This window comes from Arthrobacter sp. MMS24-S77 (assembly GCF_054888235.1).
This window is the reverse complement of the sequence record NZ_JBTZRN010000001.1, coordinates 2301600-2322323: the sequence shown is the minus strand read 5'-3', so window position 1 is coordinate 2322323 and position 20724 is coordinate 2301600. Positions and strand designations below refer to the sequence as shown.

The following is a 20724-nucleotide window of genomic DNA, read 5'->3' as shown; positions in this document are numbered from 1 at the left end:
CGGGTCCGGGCCGGTGGGACGATGAAGCGGTGAATCCCTTCTTCGATTTTCTCAGCCACTACTGGTGGCTGGTCTTTCCCCTGAGCGGTTTGGCCGGCGGATGGGCGCGGTCCTGGTCAAGGGCCAGCGAACGGCGGCATCGCCGTCGGGTGGAGCTCTACCGGCTCCAGAACCAAACGGCGCAGGCGGAGCAGGCCAGCCAGGCTGAGGTCCTCCGGCTGCAGGGGGCTCACGACACGGTGAACCGGCGATGGCTGGAATACGAACTTGACGTGGGAAAACTCATTGATTTTCCGGTCATGTCCGATGTGCGCGAACCGCTCACGGTGGCCTTTCTCCGGGCCAAACGGGAAGCGGACGGTTTACGCCCTGCGGCACCCGGCGACATTACGACGGCGGCACAGTTGGCGGAATACCGCGCGGCCGTGCGCAGCTTTGAACTGGCGTTCGATGTAGCCGAGCGGGAAGCCAAACGTGTCAAAGACAGCAATTTTTCCGAGCCCGAGCGCCAGCGGCTGGCGACCGCCAGGAAGCTGCTCAGGATCGCTTCGGACAGTGCAGCGACGCCGGCAGAGCGTCAGACGGCGTACAGGCGAGCCCGGCGCGAATTGGATGGGCTGATTGTCCTGCCCGAAGCAACCATCGCAGCTTTGGAAGAGAAAGTCGCCGGCATACTCGATGCTCCAAAGGCCCCCGACTTCCATCAAAGCTGACAAGCTCGCTACGACTAGCGGCCGAGCGTCCTACCTGCTCCCCGTCAGTGTTTGAGGCGATGAATTATCACGTACTTGTGATGCTTCCGGTGGCGAGTCTTGGCACGACGTGGAGTCAGGCCCAAAGGGGGTAGCCCAAGAGCTTTCCGCCTGCGCGACAGACGAATGTTTACGTAGACCAGGAAGAGGATGAAACCCAGCGACGGGATGAGCAGCACGAATAACCACGGTAAATTGCCCACGGCGCGCCTCCTATGCCCAGTTTCCGGCCGTCCAGACCGGACGTCAAGACACGCCCAAGGACTAGCCACGCGGGCATGCTCGGCGTAGCTTTTTTCTCATCAGAGAGACCCGCATTGGTTGCCAGTCGGCACCTATCAGGAGGTCAGCATGGACAACTTTCTCCGACGCGGCGGACTCGAAGTCCCGGAGCCCGTCCGACGTTTCCTTCAAGGCGAATCCGACCCTTCGCTTCGCATCGAGCAATACCAAGAAGGGGACATCCTCGTCATCAGGGTGGATCTGCCGGGAATCGATCCAGAGACTGACGTCGACATCAGCGTCTCCGACGACTCTCTCCACATCCAGGCGCGGAGGGAGGAGAACGCGGACCACGTAGCCAAGAAGGGTTACCGCAGCGAGCTTCGCTACGGCGAACGCTCGCGCAGCGTCCCGCTTCGCAGGGGTGTGAGCCAGGACGGCATCGTGGCCACCTACGAGGACGGTGTCCTCGAAATCCGCATCCAGCTACCCGAACAGTCGGAGTCCCCCACCACGAAAATCCGCGTTGTCCGTCCGGGTGGCCGCGAAGCCAATCAGTCGCCAGAGGAGCCGAAAAACTTGGTCACCTGAGGATGAAAATCCTCAAGGACTGTGGACGGCATGACGAGGACCGCGACGACGGTGAGCGCGGCGCAGACAAGCACCGCAAGAAATACCGCAGCGGAGGCGGACACGATCGTCTGCGGATTCTTCTCGCCGCCGGGGCTGCCAGCGTAGATTGCATTTGCCACGGCCCCGAAGACGGCAACGCCTAGGGAGCTGCCAATGGAACGCGCAAAGAGATTAGTGCCTGTCACTACTCCGCGTTCGTTCCAATCGACACTGGACTGGGCAGCTATCAGGCTCGGGGTTGCGAGGAGCCCGAGTCCGAGCCCGGAGACAAAGCAGCTGGCAGCGACGAGGACAAGGTTCGGCGTATAGGCCGTGACGGCGAGGGCCAGCGCACCAATGAGTGTGACCGTGATCCCGATCAAAGCTGTTGCCCGGAATCCAATTCGAAGGTAGAAACGCCCCGATTGCGAGGCACTGATCGGCCAACCGAGTGTCAGGGCGGCCAAGGAAAGGCCCGCCAGAACCGGGGAGACCGAAAGCGCTCCTTGGAGGAAGGTCGGAACGTAGGAGGTAAGTCCGAGCACTATTGCTCCGGCGCCGAAGGAAATCAACGTCGTAGTAACGAGAAGGCGCCTCGAGACGACCCAGGGTGGAAGGACGGGCTCGGCCGCTCGCCGCTCGACAAGGACGAAGGCAACGAACAAGACTGAACCAATGATGAACACGGCGACGCTGATCGGAGAGGCCCAGGCCCACGCCTGGCCGCCCTCCAGGGCTCCGAGGATAATCAGGGTCAAAGACGTCGTGAGAAGAGCGGCTCCGAGGTAGTCGACCCGGTGCTTTATGCGATCGATGTTCTCGTGGAACCTTCGAACCAGCATCCACGCAGCCACGAGGCACAGTGGAATGTTGACAAGAAAAATTCCGCGCCAAAGTCCCAGCGTGGAGAACACCCCTCCCAGGGTGGGGCCCACGACAGACGAGACCGCCCACACACTGGCGAGGTAGCCCTGTACCTTCGCGCGCTCAGCCAGGGAGTAGATATCTCCGGCGATCGTAATGGCAACGGGCAACACCGCGCCGGCACCCAGCCCTTGCACGACGCGGAACGCGATGAGCGTCGGCATGCTCCACGCCAACCCGCAGAGGATCGAGCCGAGCAGGAAGAGGCCAATGCCTGTGAGGATGATCGGTTTGCGGCCTGCCATATCCGAGAGTTTCGCGTAAACGGGAACCGAGACGGCCTGCGCAAGCAAATAAGCGGAAAAGAGCCAAGGGAACGAAGAGAAACCTCCGATTTCACGCACAATCGAAGGCACGGCGGTCGCCACGATCGTGGAGTCGATCGCGACGAGCCCGCTCGACAGCATCAGGGCTATCAGCACCGGTCCACGTTGGGAACGGAAGCCGATGCCTTCGGTTGGAGTTGTCATCTCATGACCCATCGTGCGGCTCCCCTGTCTGATCACGCTAGGCGCATCCTTGGCGGGACGCAACGACGAGATCCGGCAAGCCTCCGAGGTCTACCGGAACGGATCAACGGGTACTGATCTGCTATCGGGCGGCCCTGTCATTCCCCCAAGCCCCGGAGTATTCTAATTACGCTTCCGGCACCGGCTTCAGCCGGCATATTGTTCCGTACCTACTCAGTTAGGCGTCATCCATGGAGATGAACATCAGGAACCACTGGGACAGGCTCAGTCCCGAAACGCGACGGTGGCTCACCGACAACCCGGGGTGCGTTGTTCTACCCCGCACCATCACGGAAATAATTCACCAAGAAACGGGCGTCACCCCTGACGCCGACCAGCATAGCCAAGCCAGCCTCTCCCCCGAGGACCTGAGCTTCATCCGGACCCAGGCCGAAAGAGCCGACGCCCGGCCGAAGTAACGGGCCCGCCAACCCATGATTCCGTACTTGCGTCAGTAGCCCAGGTTGAAGGAGCGGACTGCTTCCTGGACGTCCTGGCCTACCAGATCGGCATTCATGGCTATGGCTGCCGCGGATCCTTCGCCGGCGGCGGTAATGAGTTGGGCGCGCGGGTTGCCCAGATTGCCCGCTACCCACACCCCGGAGACACTGGTCTGTCCGTTGCCGTCCTTCACCGGCCAGCCGGTTTCGTCCATTTCACAGCCGAGCCGGACAAGGAGATCGTTGTTGGGGATGAAGCGCGGCGGTACGAAGAGAGCGCCCCGTGGGATGGTGCGGCCGTCCTCCATCTCGACACCACTCAGGTGGTCCTCCTCAACAAGGATCTGCTTGACCGTTCCTTCGACGATTCCGATCGCTCGCGCGACCATCTCCGAGCGCTGAGCGGCAGTCAAGGTTCCGTGAGGTGCGAAAAACACGACGTCGTCGGACCACTGCCGGACGATCTGCGCATAGCGGACAGCGTCAGGGGAAAGGCCCAGAACGCCAAGCTGCTTGTTGCGCACCTCATAGCCATGGCAGTACGGGCAATGCAGGACGTCGCGCGCCCACCTGTCAGCCAAACCTGGAACATCGGGCAATTCATCGCGCAGGCCTGTGGCGACGAGCAGTCGACGGGCAAAGACCCGCTGATTGTCTGCCATCTGAACCCAAAAGCCGGAAGTCCCGCCCTTCACGAGTTCCGTGACAGTCCCTTCATGGATCTCGCCACCGTAGCCCTTCACTTCGGCACGCCCGAGCGCCAACAACTCCCCGGGCGGCAATCCGTCCCTGGACAAGAACCCCTGGATGTGTTGGGCTGGGCCGTTTCGTGGTGCCCCGGAGTCCACCACGAGGACCTTGCGCCGGGCGCGGGACAAGACCAGGGCCGCGGACAGCCCGGCCGCCCCGCCGCCGATTACCACTACGTCATAGTCATAGTTGCTCATGTCCTCAAGGCTTTCTGGTTGTCCCGGTTTTGCCAACAAACGTTGCTGTTTCTGGGAAACCGGCGTTGGATGGAGAGGTGGAAGATACAACAACCGTGATCGCGGCTACGCTTGGCCAGGTCGGAGCCAGGTTGAAACGGCTACGAATGCAACGAGGTGTGACCCTCACGAGCCTCGCGGAAACAACCGGGATCTCGAAAAGTACCTTGTCCCGTCTGGAAACAGGACAGCGGCGACCAAGCCTTGAGCTGCTCCTCCCACTTGCGCAGGCGTATCACGTGCCCCTCGACGATCTGGTCGGCGCTCCCGAAGTCGGAGACCCCCGAATCCGCCTGAAGCCTCGGCGGGCGAATGGACGGACCGTCGTCCCCCTGACCAGGCAACCGGGCGGCCTCCAGGCCTGGAAGATCGTCATCCCCGCCGCGAAAGTCGACCCGGAGCCAAGGACCCACGAAGGGTACGAATGGCTGTATGTGCTCGCGGGCCGTATGCGCCTTGTCCTCGGCGACCACGACATGGTCCTCGGTCCCGGTGAAGTGGCGGAGTTCGACACCCGTGTACCCCACTGGTTTGGCAGCGCCGGCAATCAGCCGGCAGAGGTCCTCAGTCTGTTCGGCGGGCAGGGCGAACGGATGCACGTTCGCGCCAAGTCCCGCCAAGCATAGCGACTCCAGCATCGGCAGCCACGGCGGACGCGGCTTGAGGGCGTGAAGCCGGCCTGGCTCTATGATGGCTCCGTAGACATGGCGCCGCTCGAACAAGAAAGACCAGCATGATCGAGGACAACGGAACACACGGCGCGACAGGCAGCAGCTGTTGTGCCACGCCGCGCGCGCCTGACCCGGTCAACGCCGCGGCACGGGCCGACGTCGGGCGCTCGCTTCCGGTAGCCGCCGTCGCCGTCAACGGCGGCGCCTCCACGGGAGCTTCGCCCGCCCTGCACGAGGACGTGCTGATTCCCGGAGGCGTGTTTGCCATGGGCGACGCTTTCGGCGAGGGCTATCCGGCCGATGGCGAGGACCCCGTGCATGAGGTGCGCCTGGACGCGTTCCGGATCGACGCGACGGCCGTCACCAACCGGATGTTCGCCGCCTTCGTCCAGGACACCGCTTACCGCACCGAAGCGGAGCAGTACGGGACCTCGGCGGTGTTCCATCTGCTCGTGAAGGCACCCGAGAGCGAGATCCTCGGGGCGTCCGCCGGGGCGCCGTGGTGGTTGAATGTACGCGGCGCCGACTGGGCCCACCCGGCCGGACCGGATTCACACTGGAGCACGACGCCGGAGCACCCGGTGGTGCACGTCTCCCACCACGACGCTTTGGCGTACTGCGCCTGGGCCGGGCGCCGCCTACCCACCGAAGCCGAATGGGAGTATGCAGCCCGCGGCGGGCTCGCCGGGAAACGCTACGCCTGGGGTGACGAGCTCACGCCCGAAGGCGAACACCACTGCAACATCTGGCAAGGAACCTTCCCGGTCCTGAACACGGAAGAGGACGGCCACCTGGGCAGCGCCCCCGTGAAAACGTTCCCGCCCAACGGCTACGGACTCTACGAAGTAGCCGGGAACGTGTGGGAATGGTGCGCGGACTGGTTCTTGCCCAAGTACTACCGCAACTCCCCCGGCCACAATCCCCAAGGCCCCACCATCGGCGCAGGCCGCGTCATGCGTGGCGGGTCGTACCTCTGCCACGACTCGTACTGCAACCGCTATCGCGTTGCGGCCAGGACCTCCAACACTCCCGAATCCTCGTCCGGCAACTGCGGATTCCGCACAGTGGCGGTCGCGTAACGCCCGGTGCCCACCCAACAGCCGCTCAGGAAGCCGCCCGTCCTCATCAGAGCTTGTTCGATCCGACAGCCGGAACGAGTGCGCTCCTTTCGGATGAAATGAGCGAGATGTAGGTCTCCAGTTGGGACCGCAACTGATCAGGCGAGTGATGTTCGGGGGTGAGGGTAGCCGTGATCTGCGCACCCAGCGCGAACGTCATGATCCCGCCAACGATGTCGTCGTCGTTCAGCCCTTCCTTCAGCTCGCCGAGGTCCCTGGCTTCACCGAGCCTGGCGAAAAGCGACTCACGCCATTGCTCCATCGAAGAATCATGCAAGGCCGCCTTCGCCGGGTCCGTGAGCGCGCGCTGCCAGAACGCGATGGCGATTCGCGCCTCGTTGAGCCTCTCGGCATCCAGGGGCAGGATTTCGTGGCAATAGCTACGTAACGCAGATAGTCCGCGCTGGCTGGCAGTGGAGGTGCCCATTCGGGCGTTCGTCTGGTTGAAAACGTGGGCGAACGCAAACGTCAGCAGATCGTCCTTCGTCGGAAAATAGGGCTTGAGCGCGCCGTTGGCAAAGCCTGCTTCCAGGGCAATTTCGCGCATTGTCGCCCCCTCGATCCCCCTCTTCGCGATGATCCGCCAGGTGGCTTCGACGAGCTCCACCCGGCGCTTGTCGTGGTCTACGATCTTCGGCACGCGTTCCCCAAATCTTTTTTCTACAACCGTTGTGACTCAGATTACACGATGCTATTCTCTACACACATAGAAAATAAACCCGTCAACTACGAAGGCCTTCCATGAGCACAACTTCCTCTCCAGAAATCGCCGAAAAGGCCGCGTTCGCCGGACTGTCTCCTTATGCAATGACCAGCGCCGAAGACATCACTGCGATCAGAAGCATCCTGGCCGATGCCGGACTCTTCGGTGAATCCATCAGGGTCGCTTATCTTGGACTGCTTGATCCCCCGCGCGATTCGGAGACGCGCGATCCGGAAAACCCGGATCGCAGGTTCAGGGCGTTCCTGCACGACGTCTCATCGGGAGCGGCACAGGACGTTGTGGTCTCTGTGACGCATCGGGAAGTCGTCTCGAAGGTGGAACTGGACACGTCCGTGACGGGCGAGCTTCCAGTCATCGAAGAGGAGTTCGAAGTGGTTGAAGAAGTCCTCGGCCAGGACGAACGGTGGCTCAAGGCCCTGTCCGACCGGAACCTCGATGTCACCAAGGTCAGGGTCGCTCCCCTGTCCGCCGGGGTCTTCGAATACCCGGAAGAGAAGGGCCGCCGGATCCTGCGCGGCCTGGCTTTCGTTCAGGATTTCCCGGAAGACAGCGCCTGGGCGCATCCGGTGGACGGGCTGGTTGCCTACGTCGACGTCGTGAGCAAGACCGTTGACAAGGTCTTGGACTTCGGGCCTGTTCCGGTCCCGGAGGAGCACGGCAACTTTACGGACCCTGAGCTGACCGGACCGATGCGCACCACCCAGAACCCGATCCACATCACCCAGCCGGACGGTTCGAGCTTCACGGTCCAGGGCGGAAACCACGTCGAGTGGGAAAAGTGGAGCCTCGACATCGGTTTCGATGTCCGGGAGGGCGTCGTCCTGCACAATGTGGCGTTCGACGACGTCGATCGCCGCCGCAGCATCCTCAAGCGCGCTTCCATCGCCGAAATGGTGGTTCCTTACGGGGATCCCTCCCCCGTGCGCTCCTGGCAGAACTACTTCGATACGGGCGAATACCTGGTGGGCCAATACGCCAACTCACTGGAACTCGGCTGCGATTGCCTCGGCGAAATCACCTACCTTAGCCCCGTAGTCAGCGACGCCTTCGGCCGCCCGCGGGAAATCCGCAACGGCATCTGCATGCACGAAGAGGACTGGAGCATCCTCGCCAAGCACAGCGACCTCTGGAGCGGCGTGAACTATACGCGCCGGAACCGCCGCCTGGTCATCAGCTTCTTCACCACCATTGGCAACTACGACTACGGCTTCTACTGGTACCTCTACCTCGACGGCACCATCGAGTTCGAAGCCAAGGCCACCGGCGTCGTCTTCACCAGCGCCCACCCCGGGAAGGGCTACCCCTACGCCTCGGAGCTCGCCCCAGGGCTTGGGGCTCCCTTCCACCAGCACCTCTTCAGCGCCCGTCTGGACTTTGCCATCGACGGACTCACGAACCGCGTCGAAGAAGAGGACGCGATCCGGGTGCCGATGGGCGAAGGGAACGAACGCGGCAATGCCTTCACCCGCCGTCGTACTGTCCTAAAGCACGAATCGGAGGCCGTGCGGGAGTCCAACATGGCGGCCGGGCGGGCGTGGATCATCTCGAATCCCGAATCCCTCAACCGCCTGGGCGAACCTGTGGGGTACAAGCTCCATGGCCAGGGGCACCCGATGCTCTTGGCCGACCCTGAATCATCCATCGCCCGGCGTGCCGCATTCGCTACCAAGGACCTGTGGGTGACCCGCCACGACGAGGCCGAGCGCTACCCCAGCGGCGACTTCGTCAACCAACACTCCGGAGGAGCCGGCCTGCCGTCCTACGTTGCCCGTGACAGGGACATCGACGGACAGGACATCGTGGTGTGGCACACCTTCGGGCTGACCCACTTCCCCCGTCCGGAGGACTGGCCGATCATGCCCGTGGACACGGTGGGCTTCAAGCTCCGCCCTGAAGGCTTCTTCGACCGTAGCCCCGTCCTCGATGTCCCCGCGTCGAAGCCCGCTGAAGGCGGCCACTGCCATATGGAGGCACAAAAATGAGCATGACAACCGGCAAAGAGTCCACCGAGGTGGCCCACCCGCATCATCATCGGCGCCGCCTCGGCGTCCCGGCGGTGACCTTCATGATCATCGCCGCGTCAGCACCGCTCACCGTCCTCGCCGGTGGGGTGACCACAACGTTCGCAGTCACCGGGGTCACCGGCGTACCGCTCTCCTTCCTGCTGCTCGGGGCAACGCTCGCTGTGTTCGCCGTCGGTTACGCGGCGATGAGCCGGTATGTGGTCAACGCCGGCGCCTTCTATTCCTACGTAGCGCAGGGCATCTCGCGGCCTGTTGGCGTCGGTGTCTCCATGGTGGCGCTCATGGCCTACAACCTGATGCAGGTCGGCATTTACGGCCTGTTCGGTTTCACCGTCTCGAGCCTGATCAACGAACGCTTCGGTGCCACTGTCCCTTGGTGGATTCCGGTCCTGGTCTGCATCGCCGTCGTCGCGGTGCTGGGAGTGAACCGGGTTGACCTCTCGGCCAAGGTCCTCGGGGTGCTTGTCGGCCTGGAGTTCCTCGTGGTGATCGTTTACGACGTCGTCTCCTTTGCGGTGGCCCCGGAAGGAGTGAGCGGAGCACCCCTTAGCCCGGAAAGTCTCTTTGTGCCGGGCGTCGGCGCGGTCCTCTCCTTCGGCATCGCGGCGTTCATGGGATTCGAGTCGGCTGCGATCTACGGCGAGGAAAGCAAGGACCCCAAACACACTGTCGCGCGGGCGACCTACACCGCCGTCGCCATCATCGCCCTGTTCTACGCTGTTTCCTCCTGGGCGATGGCGGTCGGAACAGGCCCGTCCGCGGTGGTGGACGCTTCCGCAAAACAAGGACCGGACCTGATGTTCGGCTTCCTCAGTGACCACACCGGCGTCCTTCTCGCCGACCTGGCCCGCCTGCTCTTCGTCACGAGCCTCTTTGCGGCCCTGGTCAGCTTCCACAACGCCGCCGCCCGTTACTTCTTCTCCCTCGGCCGCGAACAGGTCCTTTCCCGAAAGCTTGGGGCCGTGCGTCGGCATAGCGGCGCCCCGTATGCCGGATCGCTCGCCCAGACGGTCATCGCCGTCGTGGTCACGGTGGCGTTCGCCATCGCGGGGACCGGATCATCGCTGGGCGATCTCTACCCGGTCCTGACCATGTTCACGTGGCTGACGAACGACGGCGCGATGGGACTTGTCCTCTTGATGACCGTTGTTTCGCTGGCCGTCATTGGATTCTTCCGCAAGAACAGGCATGGCGCCGGAATCTGGACCCGCATGATCGCCCCAGCCCTGGGGTTCGTGCTCCTGGCCGTGATTTTCGTTCTGATCGTGATCAACTTCAACGTACTTCTGGGGCAGAACGAGACCAATGCCCTGACGTTCATCCTGCCGGCCACGATCATAGTGCCCGGATTGGTGGGGGTCGCCTGGGCATTCCGCCTCCGCCGGAGCAACCCCGCCGTTTATCGGCGGATCGGACACGGCGAAGAGGGGCCGGCGGCCGTTCACCTCGGTGACGAAGAAGACTGACCAGCACCGGAACTGATGATCGGCAAACCTCATGCACACCATCCTTTCGATAGCCATGCTGGGCTGCTGCGCCCTCGGAATCTGGAGCCCGCTGCGCGAAGGCATGGTCAAAAACCTCAGCCAGTGGGGCCCAATGGCACTCATGCTCGTGGCGATGGCGGACACAACCGTTGGGCCGGGCATCTTCCCGGGCGTTGTTTGGGGCCTGTTTTTGCTCCTTACTTCACCGCTCCCGCTGGTGCTCCTGCCCAAGGATCGCCGCGGCGGCATGGAAATACACCGCTCCATGTCAATCCTGGCCATGTTCGCCATCCTCGTCACAACCCTTCCCCAGGCATCATCGGGTTCGCTCCACCAGGCCCACGCACACTCGGGACTTGGAGGAGCCAACCCGGCCCTGGCGGTAGCCCTCGCGGTAGCAGTCATCGCCTACTCGGTCATCTTGGCGGCCCGATCGCTCCGGCGCGGACACCGAAGTCACGCGTTTGAACCTGTCGAAGCCCTTTCTTCGGCAGGTGCGTTGGGCGCGATGATCCTGATGGCCCTGTGATGACCTTGCCGCCCATGCGAAAACCGCTACTTCACCGGAGCCGTTCACCCAACGTCAACGGCCGTTCCCGGATACACAAGACGCCTTCCCGTCGGGCAGGCAGAGTCAACACCAACCTCACGGCCACGCCGGCCGGTGAGCAGTACCAACTCAGAGTGGAGTAAACCCTTGGAAACCTACGACGCCCTCCTGGCCTCAATCACCCCGTCCTCCGGGGAGACCCGGACGATCTTCGATCCCGCCACCGGCGCCGCCGTCGGGCAGGCGCCCGTACACACCGTCGAGGACCTCGAGTCCGCCATCGCCGCCGCCCAGGCCGCCCAACCCGCATGGGCCGCGGCCGGCCACGACGCCCGCTCAGCCGCTCTCCTCAAGGCCGCCGACGCCGTCGAACGCTCCGCCGAAGAACTCGCCCACCTGCTCTCCCGCGAGCAAGGCAAACCACTCAACGGCCCCAACGCCCGCTTCGAAGTCGGCGCCTGCACCGCGTGGCTCCGCGCCGCCGCCGGCACCGCGCTGGAGGCGGAAACCGTGGTGGACGACGGCGAAACCCGCGCCGAACTGCACTACCGGCCCATCGGCGTCGTCGGCGCGATCGGCCCGTGGAACTGGCCCATGATGATCACCATCTGGCAGATCGCCCCCGCCCTGCGCATGGGCAACGCCGTGGTGGTCAAGCCTTCCGAATACACCCCGCTGTCCGTGCTGGCCCTTGCCAAGGTCCTCAACGAGGAGCTTCCCGAAGGCCTCCTGACTGTGGTCTCCGGCGGCCGCGACGTCGGCGCGCGGCTGGCCGAACACCCTGCGATCGGCAAGGTCATGTTCACCGGCTCTACCGCCACCGGCAAGGCGATCATCAAATCCTCCGCGGACACCGTCAAGCGCCTCACCCTGGAGCTCGGTGGCAACGACGCCGGCATCGTCCTGCCCGACGCCGACCCTGCAGCGATCGCCGAAGGCCTCTTCTGGGGCGCCTTCATCAACACCGGCCAGACTTGCGCGGCGCTGAAGCGCCTCTACGTCCACGACTCACTGTATGAGGCAGTATGCTCCGAACTCACCAAGGTCGCCGCAGCGATGCCCATGGGCGTCGGCCTCGACGAGAACAACGTCCTCGGTCCGCTGCAGAACAGGCAGCAGTACGACATCGTCGCCCGGCTCGTGGACGCAGCACGCGACTCCGGCGCCCGGATCCTGCTCGGCGGCAACCCCGAGCCTGATCAACCCGGCAACTTCTACCCCACCACCCTCGTGTCCGACATCGACAACAGCAACCCGCTCGTCGCCGAGGAACAGTTCGGCCCTGCGCTGCCGATCATCCGCTACGGCACCGTCGACGAGGCGGTCGCCATGGCGAACGCGCTCGACGTCGGACTCGGCGCCTCGGTCTGGTCATCGAACCTCGACGAGGCCCGGGAAGTAGCCGCACGCATCCAGGCCGGAACCGTCTGGATCAACAAGCACGGCGCCGTGGACCCCCGCATTCCCTTCGGCGGGGCCAAGCAGTCCGGCTACGGCCTCGAATTCGGCGTCGAAGGCCTCAAAGCGCTCGGAGTACCCCAGATCATCAACGGTTAGGCGGTGACGGAGGCGCGGCTGCAGGTAGGGGACTCCTCCGCCGTCGCCTCCGTATCTCCACGTAGGCCGTGACAAGAAGCAAGACGATCACGGCAAACGCCAAGACGACGGCGCCGGAAACCACAGCGCTTGCCGGGATGAGCAGTACGGCGATCACCACGGCGGGCACTGCCCATGGCAGCACCGCGCGCGGTGGCCGACCGTAGCGCAGCGACACGGTTGCATTGCACGCGTAGAAGAGAGCTAGACCTCCGCCGAGCGAGATCCCCGAACCGAGAGGCAGGTGCTCGTATGGCGCTGGAATGGCAGTCGCGATCGCGCCGGCGATCGCTGTCACTCCCAGCACCAGGAGAAACGGCAGGAACAACGTGGTCTGGAGTATCCCTGCGAAGTCCGAGCGAGCGTGCAGGCGCTCAAGCCCCGAGGTGAGCGTCCCGGTGCCGTATTGGAAGAACGCCCAGCCAAGGAACGCAACAATGAGGAATCCGAGCGCGCCAACCATCCCGGCGCCCGGACCCCAATCATCAGAGACCTCAGTGACGATCGTGAAGACGGATTCGCCGAGGACAATGATGACGAACAATCCAAGCCGCTCTGAAGCGTGTTCGATATTGATACCGCCGATGCCGCGGTCAGGCCAAAGGCGCGCGCTCACCACCATCATGCCAACCTCCACGACGATGGCCGTCGCCCACAGGACGACGGCGACATGGAGTGGCAAGAAGGCCGCGATGAACCAAAGGACGGCCGTGCCGCCGTTGTAGATCCAAATACGCCACGGTGTCTCAGCTGAGTTTTCGCGGTGTTGATACAACCACAAGACCAACAGGACAACGCGGATGGCAGCATTGGCCAGCGAAAAGGCCCACGCCCGCTCGCCAAAAGCACCCGGCGCGGCTGCCGCCATAACACTCGCCGCGGCCATGGCTGCGAGCATCGCGACACCCAGCGCCCGGGAGGACAACCCAGGCAGAAGGTTGACGACGGAAACGATGTTCACCCATGCCCACCAAGCCGGGAAGAAGAGCAGGACGTAGGTACCGAACTCGGCCCACCCGGGATTGCCGTGAATCCCATGGGCAAGCTGCCCGACGAAGGCCACGAAGACGAGGTCGAAGAACAGCTCCATCCAGTGCACGCGGCCGGGGTCCCGGGCCACGTGGTGGGTTAGCGCGCCAGAATCCGGCGACTTATCCATCATTGACCCATGCTATTGCTGCGGGGCCTGACTCTGTCTGCTTTCGGTTCACCCTGTGATGTCACGAGGATACGAAAAAGACCGCGCCGAGATAGTAGCATTTGCAATACAGGAATACTTTTGATGCGAGGAGCATCCTTCGCGCGGGGAGAACGTTGGGGACGACTAAAACTCATGGATTCGGAACCGGTACAGCCAGAGGTCAATCCGCGGTTCAGCAACACCCGGGAAGAAAATACCGAGCTTGCTCTCCAGCAACTCCGGGACGGGGGGTTCACGTCCCTTCAGCTGGATGAATTCCTGGAGACGCTGCGCCGCATGGAGGCCGACAACTCGATACTCGCGCCCCTGACAAATGCCCTGCTAGCCATGAACGTCACGGTGCAGTGGCTCATGTAAGACCGGTCCCCGGACATGCCAACTCCCCTTCCGGAGGGGTCCAGTCGGAATTCGTTGCCGTTCATAGCCCGCCGGCGAGTTTGTAGTAGGCGGCGTTCCAGGCGAGTTCCTTCTTGAACTGCTTGATGGTGGTGCCGTGGTCGATGGTAAGCAGCTCGGTCTGGGCGATTTCGGCGAAGTCCTCGAACACGTCCATGCCGACCTGCGTGGAGAGGACAGTGTGGTGCGCGGCCCCTGCGGTGAGCCACGCGGCGGCGGAGGTGGCGAAGTCGGGCTTGGGTTCCCAGAGAGCCCGGGCGACGGGCAGGTTCGGCAGGGGTTCGTCGAGGTCGACGACGTCGACGGCGTTCGCGACGAGGCGGAAGCGGTCGCGCATGTCCGAGAGCGCGACGACGGTGCCGGGGCCGGCGTCGGTATCGAAGACCATACGCACGGGGTCTTCTTTGCCGCCGATGCCCAGCGGGTGGATCTCCACGCGCGGCTTGCAGGCGGTCAGGGAGGGGCAGACCTCGAGCATGTGCGCGCCGAGGATCTTCTCCTGACCCGGGGTCAGGTGGTAGGTGTAATCCTCCATGAGCGAGGCCCCGCCGGGCAGCCCAGCGCCCATGACCTTGGCCGCCCGGACCAGGATCGCGGTCTTCCAGTCGCCCTCGGCGCCGAAGCCATAGCCGTCGGCCATGAGCCGCTGCACGGCCATGCCCGGAAGCTGGCGCAGCGCGCCGAGGTCCTCGAACGACGTCGTGAACGCGGCCGAGCCGTTGGCCTCCAGGAAGCTGCGGAGGCCGAGCTCGATTCGTGCGCTGTAGCGCAGCGAGTCGTGCCGGGCGCCTCCGGCGCGCAGTTCAGGTGCCACCTCGTAGAGGCGCTCGTACTCGGCGACGAGGGCGTCGACGTCGGACTCCGGGGCGCCGTGCACGGCGTCGGCGAGCTCGTTCACGGACCAGGTGTTGACCGAGACGCCAAAGCGCAGCTCGGCTTCGGTCTTGTCCCCTTCGGTGACGGCCACGTTGCGCATGTTGTCACCGAAGCGGGTCAGCTTCAGGGTGCGTACTGCGGCCCAGCCGGCCGCGGCCCGCTGCCAGGCGCCCACCTGACGCGTGACGTCCGGGTTGGAGACATGCCCGACGACGGTCTTCCGCGGCACACCGAGGCGGGACTGGATGTAGCCGAATTCACGGTCGCCGTGGGCCGCTTGGTTCAGGTTCATGAAATCGAAGTCGATGTCCGCCCACGGCAAGGCCACGTTCGCCTGGGTGTGCAGGTGCAGGAGCGGCTTGCGGAGCAGGTCCAGGCCCTGGATCCACATTTTGGCGGGGCTGAAGGTGTGCATCCAGGCAGTCACGCCGATCACGGTGTCGTCGGCGTTCGCTTCCAGCGCGGTGCGCCGGATGGCGTCCGAATCCGTCAGCACCGGCTTCCAGACCAGCTTGACCGGAACAACGGAGGAAGCGTTCAGCGCGGCGGCGATCTCCTGGGACTGCGCGGCGACCTGCTTCAGGACGTCCTCGCCGTACAGGTGCTGGCTTCCGGTGAGGAACCAGACTTCGTACTGCTTGAGGGAGGTGTTGTTGGCGTTGGAGGTGTTCTGGGCGTGGGACACGGGGGTTCTCCTTGAAAGGTTCGGGGGTTGAAGGTCTGGCGGCTTGGTGCAGGGCGCGTCAGCGGCCGTAGACGTTCTGGTAGCGGTCGTAGAGGGACTCGATCTGGCCCGCGTCGATGGGCAGCGGCTCACCGAGCTGCCGGGAAATGTGGACCGTGCGGGCCACTTCCTCGCACATCACGGCGGCCTTGACGGCGGACCTGGCATCCTTGCCGATGGTGAACGGGCCGTGGTTCTGCATCAGGACCGCCGGTGAATGGGAGGCCCGGAGCGTTTCCACAATGCCGCGGCCAATCGAATCGTCCCCGATCAGCGCGAACGGCCCCACCGGGATGGTGCCACCGAATTCGTCGCCCATCATGGTCAGCACGCACGGGATCGGCTCCCCGCGCGCGGCCCACGCCGTCGCGTAGGTGGAGTGCGTGTGAACGACACCGCCGACGTCGGGCATGTTCCGGTAAACGTACGCGTGCGCGGCGGTGTCCGACGACGGCGAGAGGTCCGGGTTGCCCCACGCGACAGTGCCGCCGCTCCCGGTGTTGATACCGCAAACTGGTGTGCCGTGCAGGTCCGTGACCACCATGAGCTCCGGGGTCAGCGCATCGTAGGACACCCCTGACGGTTTGATAACCATCAACTCGTAGCCAGGAACGCGGGCCGAGACATTGCCCGCGGTCCAGACCACCAGCTCGTAACGCGTCAGTTCGGCATGCAGCGCGCACACCTCGGCCCGGATCCGGGCAATCGTCTCCAGCAGGGCGCTCATGCGGAGGCTCCTGCCGTGAGAAGCGCTCGCGTGGCATTTCGCTGAATCTTCTTGAGCCGGTGCATGACCTCGTTCGCTCCCCTGCCGAAATAGTCGTGCAGGGTCCGGTATTCGTGGAACAGCCCTTCGTAGGCTGCGACGTTTTCCGGGATCGGCGTGTAGACGGCGCCGGGCCGGGATCCCATGGCGGCCGCGGCCTCCCGGATGTCCGCATACTCCCCCGCAGCGACGGCGGCGTGGATCGCCGAACCCAGCGCGGGACCCTGGGTGGAGCCGATCGTGGAGAGGGGCAGCCCCGTGATATCGGCGTAGATCTGCATCAATAGCGTGTTTTTCAGCAGCCCTCCGGCCACGATGAATTCCTTCACCGGCACCCCCGCGTCCCGGAAGGCATCCACAATGGTGCGGGTGCCGAAGGCCGTGGCCTCCAGCAGCGCCCGGTAGATGTCTTCCGGGCGGGTTGCCAAGGTCTGGCCCACGATCACTCCGGAGAGTTCGTGGTCCACCAGGACGGACCGGTTCCCCGAGTGCCAGTCCAGGGCAATGAGTCCGTGTTCACCGATCTCCTGGGTGGAGGCGAGTTCGGTGAGGTATTCGTGGATGCCCAGGCCCGCGGCTTCGGCAGCTGCATGATATTCGGGCGGCACGCCGTACTTGGTGAACCAGCCGAAGATGTCGCCCACCCCGGACTGGCCGGCCTCGTAACCCCAGAGCCCGTCCACGATCCCGCCGTCGACCACTCCGCACATGCCCGGCACCTCACGAAGCTCGGAGCCGTTCATGACGTGGCACGTGGAGGTGCCCATGATCGCGACGAGCTGTCCCGGTTCCACGGCCCGGGCGGCGGGCGCGGTGACGTGGGCGTCAACATTCCCGACCGCGACGGCGATCCCGGCCGGGAGGCCGGTCCAGCCGGCGGCTTCGGCAGTCAGGTAACCCGCGGCGTCACCCAGGCGGCCAATGGTGTGGGCCAGTTTGGTGTCGACGAAGTCCTTGAAGCCCGGGTTCAGGGAGGCCAGGAATTCCACGGACGGGTAGGCGCCGTCCTGGTAGATGCCCTTGTACCCTGCGGTGCAGGCATTCCGGACGTAGTTCCCGCACAGTTGCCAGACGATCCAGTCGGCGGCTTCCACCCAGTGGTCCATGGCGGCATAGGCTTCCGGGTCCTCCTCCAGGAGCTGGAGTCCCTTGGCGAACTCCCACTCCGAGGAAATGAGTCCCCCGTAGCGCGGCAACCAGATCTCGCCGAGATCGGCGGCGAGTGCGTTGATGCGGTCAGCCTGCCCCTGGGCCGCGTGGTGGCGCCACAGCTTCACATAGGCGTGCGGCCGGTTCTCAAAACCGGGGAGTTCGCTCAGCGGCGTACCGTCAGCCTTGACCGGCACCATTGTGCACGCCGTGAAGTCAGTGGCGATCCCGACGACGGCGGCCGGATCGACCCCGGCGTCGCGTACCGCGGCCGGAACCGCGTGGCGCAACACGTCCCGGTAGTCCTGCGGCACCTGCAGTGCCCATTCGCCGGGAAGGCGGACAGCCGGTCCAGCAGGCGCGCCCGCCAGATCGCTGGGCAAAGCCTCGGTGATGACCGCGTGCGGGTAGTCGAACACGCCGCTTCCCAGCTCCTTGCCGTCCCTGACCCGCACCACCACGGCCCGGCCCGAAAGCGTGCCGTAGTCCACGCCGATGACATATTGTTCGTTGCCGTCCGCTGTGACGTCCATGAAGTCCTCCAATAACCACGCCGCTGCTTTGCGGACTGAACCTATTGTGAGCGCTAACAATGTGGACGTCAAGGCAGCGCCGTCAAGCCGGCCACCGGCCAAGAAGGATGCGTCAGGCGGGGGCGGCCGTACTCCGGCGAATTACCAACTCAGGCTCAACCACGGTGGCGCCAGCGCTTTCCCCATCCTCGATGGCGGCAAGCATGAGGTCCATGCAGCGTCGCCCGAGTTCTTCGAAGTCCTGGCGCACAGTGGTCAGCGGCGGCGTGAAATAGCCCGATTCTGGCTGGTCATCGAAACCCACCACCGAAACGTCCTCGGGCACGCGGACACCTGCTTCGTTGAAGGCACGCAGCAAGCCCAATGCCATCTGGTCATTGCCCACGAAGAGCGCGGTGGCAGTCTTTTCGCCTGCGAGCTTCCTCCCGATGTCATAGCCGCTGCCCGCGCTCCAGTCCCCCTCCACCAGCAAGTCATCCTCAAGGCCCGCGGCCCGCAAGGCTTCGCTCCACCCTTCGGCCCTGGCCACCCCGTCGATCCAGTCCTGCGGGCCGGCCACGTGCCCGATCCGGCGATGCCCCTGCTCAACCAAATGCCTGACGGCCAGTTCCGCGCCACGTCTCTGGTCCACCATGGCCCCGCCGACACCCGCGTTGCCCAGCGAACCAACGGCCACCACAGGAACCCCGGCCTTCACTTCCGCCAACGCCAGCAGGGTTTCGGAATGAGGCACAATCACCACGATCCCGTCCACGGACTGGTCCAGGAAATGCCGGACCGCATCCAGAATGGCCTCCCGGCTGACCGTTCTCAGGGCCGCGATGCTGACAAAGTAGCCGGCATCCTTGGCCGCTTGTTCAACTCCAAGAAGCGTGTTGGCCGGACCGTATTGGGAGAGCTCGCTCGCCAAGACGCCGATGGTCTGGGAGCGCCGCGTAACGAGGCTCCGCGCAGCGGTATTGCGCCGGTACCCCAACTCGGCGATGGCCGTCTCCACCCGCTCCCGGGTGCCCTTGCTGACGTTGGGGTGGTTGTTGATCACCCGGGACACGGTCTGGTGCGAGACCCCCGCCCGCTCTGCCACGTCCTCAAGCCGTGGCAAGCGCCCGCTGCTATTTGTCATGGGGCTATTCTGCGCGACGCAGAGGCGAAGCGACGAACGCGGCGCAGGCGACGCCGGATTCAACTGCCAGAGGGGCACGGGTGTCCCGGGGATAGACTCGATCCAAGCCCAACAACCACCATTTGAGGAGCCCCATGCGCGCCACCATCATCCACGGCCCCGGCGACATCCGTGTAGAAGACCGTAACTACCCGACGGTCCAGCTGCCCACCGACGTCATCGTCAAAGTCACCGCTTCCTGCGTCTGCGGATCGGACCTGTGGCCGTACCGCGGCGTCAAGCCCACTCACAAACCGTCAGCGATCGGGCATGAATTCATCGGGAATGTGGAGAGCATTGGCGAGGATGTCACCACTCTGGCGGTCGGCGACTTCGTGATCGCCCCGTTCGTGGTCAGCTGCGGCAAGTGCCCGCAGTGCTTGGATGGCGTCACGGTGGCCTGCGACCATTTGGCTGGCTGGGGCGGCAAGGATGATAGCGGCCACGCGATCGACGGCGGCCAGGGCCAGGCGGTCAGGGTACCACTCGCGGACTCCACCCTCGTCAAGGTTCCCGGCGTCACGGCGCCGGACGACGCGCTCCGTGCCAGCCTGCTGACGCTGTCCGATGTCATGGCCACCGGCCACCACGCCGCCCTCGCAGCGAAGGTCGGCCCCGGCAGGACCGTCGTCGTTGTCGGCGACGGCGCGGTAGGGCTTTGCGGCGTGCTCGCAGCGAAGCGGCTCGGCGCCGAGCGAATCGTCGCCATGTCCCGGCACGCCGACCGCCAGGCCATCGCCCGCGAGTTCGGGGCTACGGACATCGTCGCCGAACGTGGCGAAGACGGGGTCGCCATGGTCCGCGAATTGCTGGGAGGGGTCCTGGCGGACTCCGTGCTGGAGTGCGTCGGGACCAAGGAATCCATGGAACAGGCACTGCACAGCGTCCGCCCGGGCGGCGCCCTCGGCTTTGTCGGTGTCCCGACGGGCGGCGCCGAAGCCCCGCTGCGCTACCTGTTCGACACGAACATTTCGATTGCGGGCGGAATGGCCCCGGCCCGTACGTATATCCCGGAACTGCTTACGGACGTACTCGACGGCACCATCAATCCGGGCAGGGTCTTCGACACGGTGATGCCGCTCGAGGAAGCACCCGAGGCTTACCGAGCCATGGACGAACGGCGCGCAATCAAGGTTCTTCTGACCCCCTGACCGGTAGGGTTGAACCGGCAAATTCCTGCGGAGCGGTGGGGCTGTGGCGTGCGCACGGGAACAGCGGGAGAATCCATATACAAGGCCGAATGAACCCAAAGGCGTGAGCAAATGATCACTGCGGCCTTCGCTTGCTGAAAGCGGAGCGGCG

19 protein-coding genes are annotated in these 20724 nt (G+C 64.5%); 11 read left to right on the top strand and 8 right to left on the bottom strand.

All coding sequences use genetic code 11. From position 1 onward, the window contains the following. The first annotated feature begins 29 nt into the window (after positions 1-29). Positions 30-713: a hypothetical protein gene (locus ACX5I4_RS10590; RefSeq protein ID WP_461836623.1), complete on the top strand. Its 684-nt coding sequence runs from the start codon at positions 30-32 to the stop codon at positions 711-713. Positions 714-1103: 390 nt separating this feature from the next. Further along, the gene (locus ACX5I4_RS10585) at positions 1104-1565 is read left to right on the top strand and encodes an Hsp20/alpha crystallin family protein (protein ID WP_461836622.1); all 462 of its coding nucleotides are present in this window, start codon (positions 1104-1106) and stop codon (positions 1563-1565) included. On the opposite strand, the gene ACX5I4_RS10580 is transcribed toward ACX5I4_RS10585, so the two are convergent. Beyond that, entirely contained in the window at positions 1529-2980 is a 1452-nt protein-coding gene (locus ACX5I4_RS10580) for an MFS transporter (RefSeq protein WP_461836621.1), read from the bottom strand. The genes ACX5I4_RS10585 and ACX5I4_RS10580 overlap by 37 nt on opposite strands. Positions 2981-3210: 230 nt before the next feature. Between ACX5I4_RS10580 and ACX5I4_RS10575 the strand changes: the two genes are divergently transcribed. Continuing rightward, positions 3211-3438 (top strand): hypothetical protein, encoded by a 228-nt coding sequence (locus ACX5I4_RS10575; RefSeq protein WP_461836620.1) that lies wholly within the window; start codon positions 3211-3213, stop codon positions 3436-3438. Between the two features lie 32 nt (positions 3439-3470). On the opposite strand, the gene ACX5I4_RS10570 is transcribed toward ACX5I4_RS10575, so the two are convergent. After that, entirely contained in the window at positions 3471-4406 is a 936-nt protein-coding gene (locus ACX5I4_RS10570; protein WP_461836619.1) for an NAD(P)/FAD-dependent oxidoreductase, read from the bottom strand. Here ACX5I4_RS10570 and ACX5I4_RS10565 point away from each other — a divergent pair. After that, complete coding sequence (locus ACX5I4_RS10565) at positions 4289-5071, top strand: helix-turn-helix domain-containing protein (protein ID WP_461836618.1); 783 nt, start codon at positions 4289-4291, stop codon at positions 5069-5071. The genes ACX5I4_RS10570 and ACX5I4_RS10565 overlap by 118 nt on opposite strands. Before the next feature lie 107 nt (positions 5072-5178). Next, positions 5179-6195 carry a formylglycine-generating enzyme family protein gene (locus ACX5I4_RS10560; RefSeq protein ID WP_461836617.1) on the top strand — a complete coding sequence of 339 codons (1017 nt, stop codon included), beginning with the start codon at positions 5179-5181 and terminating at the stop codon, positions 6193-6195. A gap of 46 nt (positions 6196-6241) precedes the next feature. On the opposite strand, the gene ACX5I4_RS10555 is transcribed toward ACX5I4_RS10560, so the two are convergent. Next, a complete protein-coding gene (locus ACX5I4_RS10555) occupies positions 6242-6874 on the bottom strand; it encodes a TetR/AcrR family transcriptional regulator (protein ID WP_461836616.1) in 633 nt (210 codons plus the stop codon). Between the two features lie 101 nt (positions 6875-6975). On the opposite strand from ACX5I4_RS10555, the gene ACX5I4_RS10550 reads away from it, so the two are divergent. From ACX5I4_RS10550 to ACX5I4_RS10535, 4 genes are all read left to right on the top strand, one after another. Continuing rightward, positions 6976-8940, top strand: coding sequence for a primary-amine oxidase (locus ACX5I4_RS10550; RefSeq protein WP_461836615.1), 1965 nt, complete (start codon positions 6976-6978; stop codon positions 8938-8940). Continuing rightward, positions 8937-10448, top strand: coding sequence for an APC family permease (locus ACX5I4_RS10545; protein WP_461836614.1), 1512 nt, complete (start codon positions 8937-8939; stop codon positions 10446-10448). Before ACX5I4_RS10550 ends, ACX5I4_RS10545 begins: the two co-directional genes overlap by 4 nt. A gap of 31 nt (positions 10449-10479) precedes the next feature. Then, positions 10480-10998: a hypothetical protein gene (locus tag ACX5I4_RS10540; protein WP_461836613.1), complete on the top strand. Its 519-nt coding sequence runs from the start codon at positions 10480-10482 to the stop codon at positions 10996-10998. Between the two features lie 168 nt (positions 10999-11166). Beyond that, the gene (locus ACX5I4_RS10535) at positions 11167-12576 is read left to right on the top strand and encodes an aldehyde dehydrogenase family protein (protein WP_461836612.1); all 1410 of its coding nucleotides are present in this window, start codon (positions 11167-11169) and stop codon (positions 12574-12576) included. On the opposite strand, the gene ACX5I4_RS10530 is transcribed toward ACX5I4_RS10535, so the two are convergent. After that, positions 12566-13777 (bottom strand): low temperature requirement protein A, encoded by a 1212-nt coding sequence (locus ACX5I4_RS10530; RefSeq protein ID WP_461836611.1) that lies wholly within the window; start codon positions 13775-13777, stop codon positions 12566-12568. The genes ACX5I4_RS10535 and ACX5I4_RS10530 overlap by 11 nt on opposite strands. A 171-nt stretch (positions 13778-13948) precedes the next feature. Between ACX5I4_RS10530 and ACX5I4_RS10525 the strand changes: the two genes are divergently transcribed. Beyond that, the gene (locus ACX5I4_RS10525) at positions 13949-14173 is read left to right on the top strand and encodes a hypothetical protein (RefSeq protein ID WP_461836610.1); all 225 of its coding nucleotides are present in this window, start codon (positions 13949-13951) and stop codon (positions 14171-14173) included. Positions 14174-14234: 61 nt separating this feature from the next. Here ACX5I4_RS10525 and araA read toward each other — a convergent pair whose 3' ends face one another. The 4 genes from araA to ACX5I4_RS10505 form a co-directional block, all read right to left on the bottom strand. Beyond that, entirely contained in the window at positions 14235-15773 is a 1539-nt protein-coding gene (gene araA, locus ACX5I4_RS10520; protein ID WP_461836609.1) for an L-arabinose isomerase, read from the bottom strand. Positions 15774-15831: 58 nt separating this feature from the next. Then, a complete protein-coding gene (locus tag ACX5I4_RS10515; protein WP_461836608.1) occupies positions 15832-16539 on the bottom strand; it encodes an L-ribulose-5-phosphate 4-epimerase in 708 nt (235 codons plus the stop codon). Further along, positions 16536-18260 (bottom strand): ribulokinase, encoded by a 1725-nt coding sequence (gene araB / locus ACX5I4_RS10510; protein ID WP_461836607.1) that lies wholly within the window; start codon positions 18258-18260, stop codon positions 16536-16538. The genes ACX5I4_RS10515 and araB overlap by 4 nt, the downstream gene beginning before the upstream one ends. Positions 18261-18372: 112 nt before the next feature. Next, positions 18373-19383, bottom strand: coding sequence for a LacI family DNA-binding transcriptional regulator (locus ACX5I4_RS10505; protein WP_461836606.1), 1011 nt, complete (start codon positions 19381-19383; stop codon positions 18373-18375). Positions 19384-19517: 134 nt separating this feature from the next. Here ACX5I4_RS10505 and ACX5I4_RS10500 point away from each other — a divergent pair, with 134 nt between their 5' ends. Then, positions 19518-20573 (top strand): zinc-dependent alcohol dehydrogenase family protein, encoded by a 1056-nt coding sequence (locus ACX5I4_RS10500; protein ID WP_461836605.1) that lies wholly within the window; start codon positions 19518-19520, stop codon positions 20571-20573. Positions 20574-20724: the final 151 nt, after the last annotated feature.

Bases quoted from the DNA above. Each gene is read 5' to 3' on its own strand.
- ACX5I4_RS10545 (WP_461836614.1), top strand. From the start codon at position 8,937: ATGAGCATGACAACCGGCAAAGAGTCCACCGAGGTGGCCCACCCGCAT.
- ACX5I4_RS10500 (WP_461836605.1), top strand. From the start codon at position 19,518: ATGCGCGCCACCATCATCCACGGCCCCGGCGACATCCGTGTAGAAGAC.
- ACX5I4_RS10575 (WP_461836620.1), top strand. From the start codon at position 3,211: ATGGAGATGAACATCAGGAACCACTGGGACAGGCTCAGTCCCGAAACG.
- ACX5I4_RS10525 (WP_461836610.1), top strand. From the start codon at position 13,949: ATGGATTCGGAACCGGTACAGCCAGAGGTCAATCCGCGGTTCAGCAAC.
- ACX5I4_RS10570 (WP_461836619.1), bottom strand. From the start codon at position 4,406: ATGAGCAACTATGACTATGACGTAGTGGTAATCGGCGGCGGGGCGGCC.
- ACX5I4_RS10560 (WP_461836617.1), top strand. From the start codon at position 5,179: ATGATCGAGGACAACGGAACACACGGCGCGACAGGCAGCAGCTGTTGT.
- araB (WP_461836607.1), bottom strand. From the start codon at position 18,260: ATGGACGTCACAGCGGACGGCAACGAACAATATGTCATCGGCGTGGAC.
- ACX5I4_RS10540 (WP_461836613.1), top strand. From the start codon at position 10,480: ATGCACACCATCCTTTCGATAGCCATGCTGGGCTGCTGCGCCCTCGGA.
- ACX5I4_RS10515 (WP_461836608.1), bottom strand. From the start codon at position 16,539: ATGAGCGCCCTGCTGGAGACGATTGCCCGGATCCGGGCCGAGGTGTGC.
- ACX5I4_RS10550 (WP_461836615.1), top strand. From the start codon at position 6,976: ATGAGCACAACTTCCTCTCCAGAAATCGCCGAAAAGGCCGCGTTCGCC.
- ACX5I4_RS10580 (WP_461836621.1), bottom strand. From the start codon at position 2,980: ATGACAACTCCAACCGAAGGCATCGGCTTCCGTTCCCAACGTGGACCG.
- ACX5I4_RS10585 (WP_461836622.1), top strand. From the start codon at position 1,104: ATGGACAACTTTCTCCGACGCGGCGGACTCGAAGTCCCGGAGCCCGTC.
- ACX5I4_RS10505 (WP_461836606.1), bottom strand. From the start codon at position 19,383: ATGACAAATAGCAGCGGGCGCTTGCCACGGCTTGAGGACGTGGCAGAG.
- ACX5I4_RS10530 (WP_461836611.1), bottom strand. From the start codon at position 13,777: ATGATGGATAAGTCGCCGGATTCTGGCGCGCTAACCCACCACGTGGCC.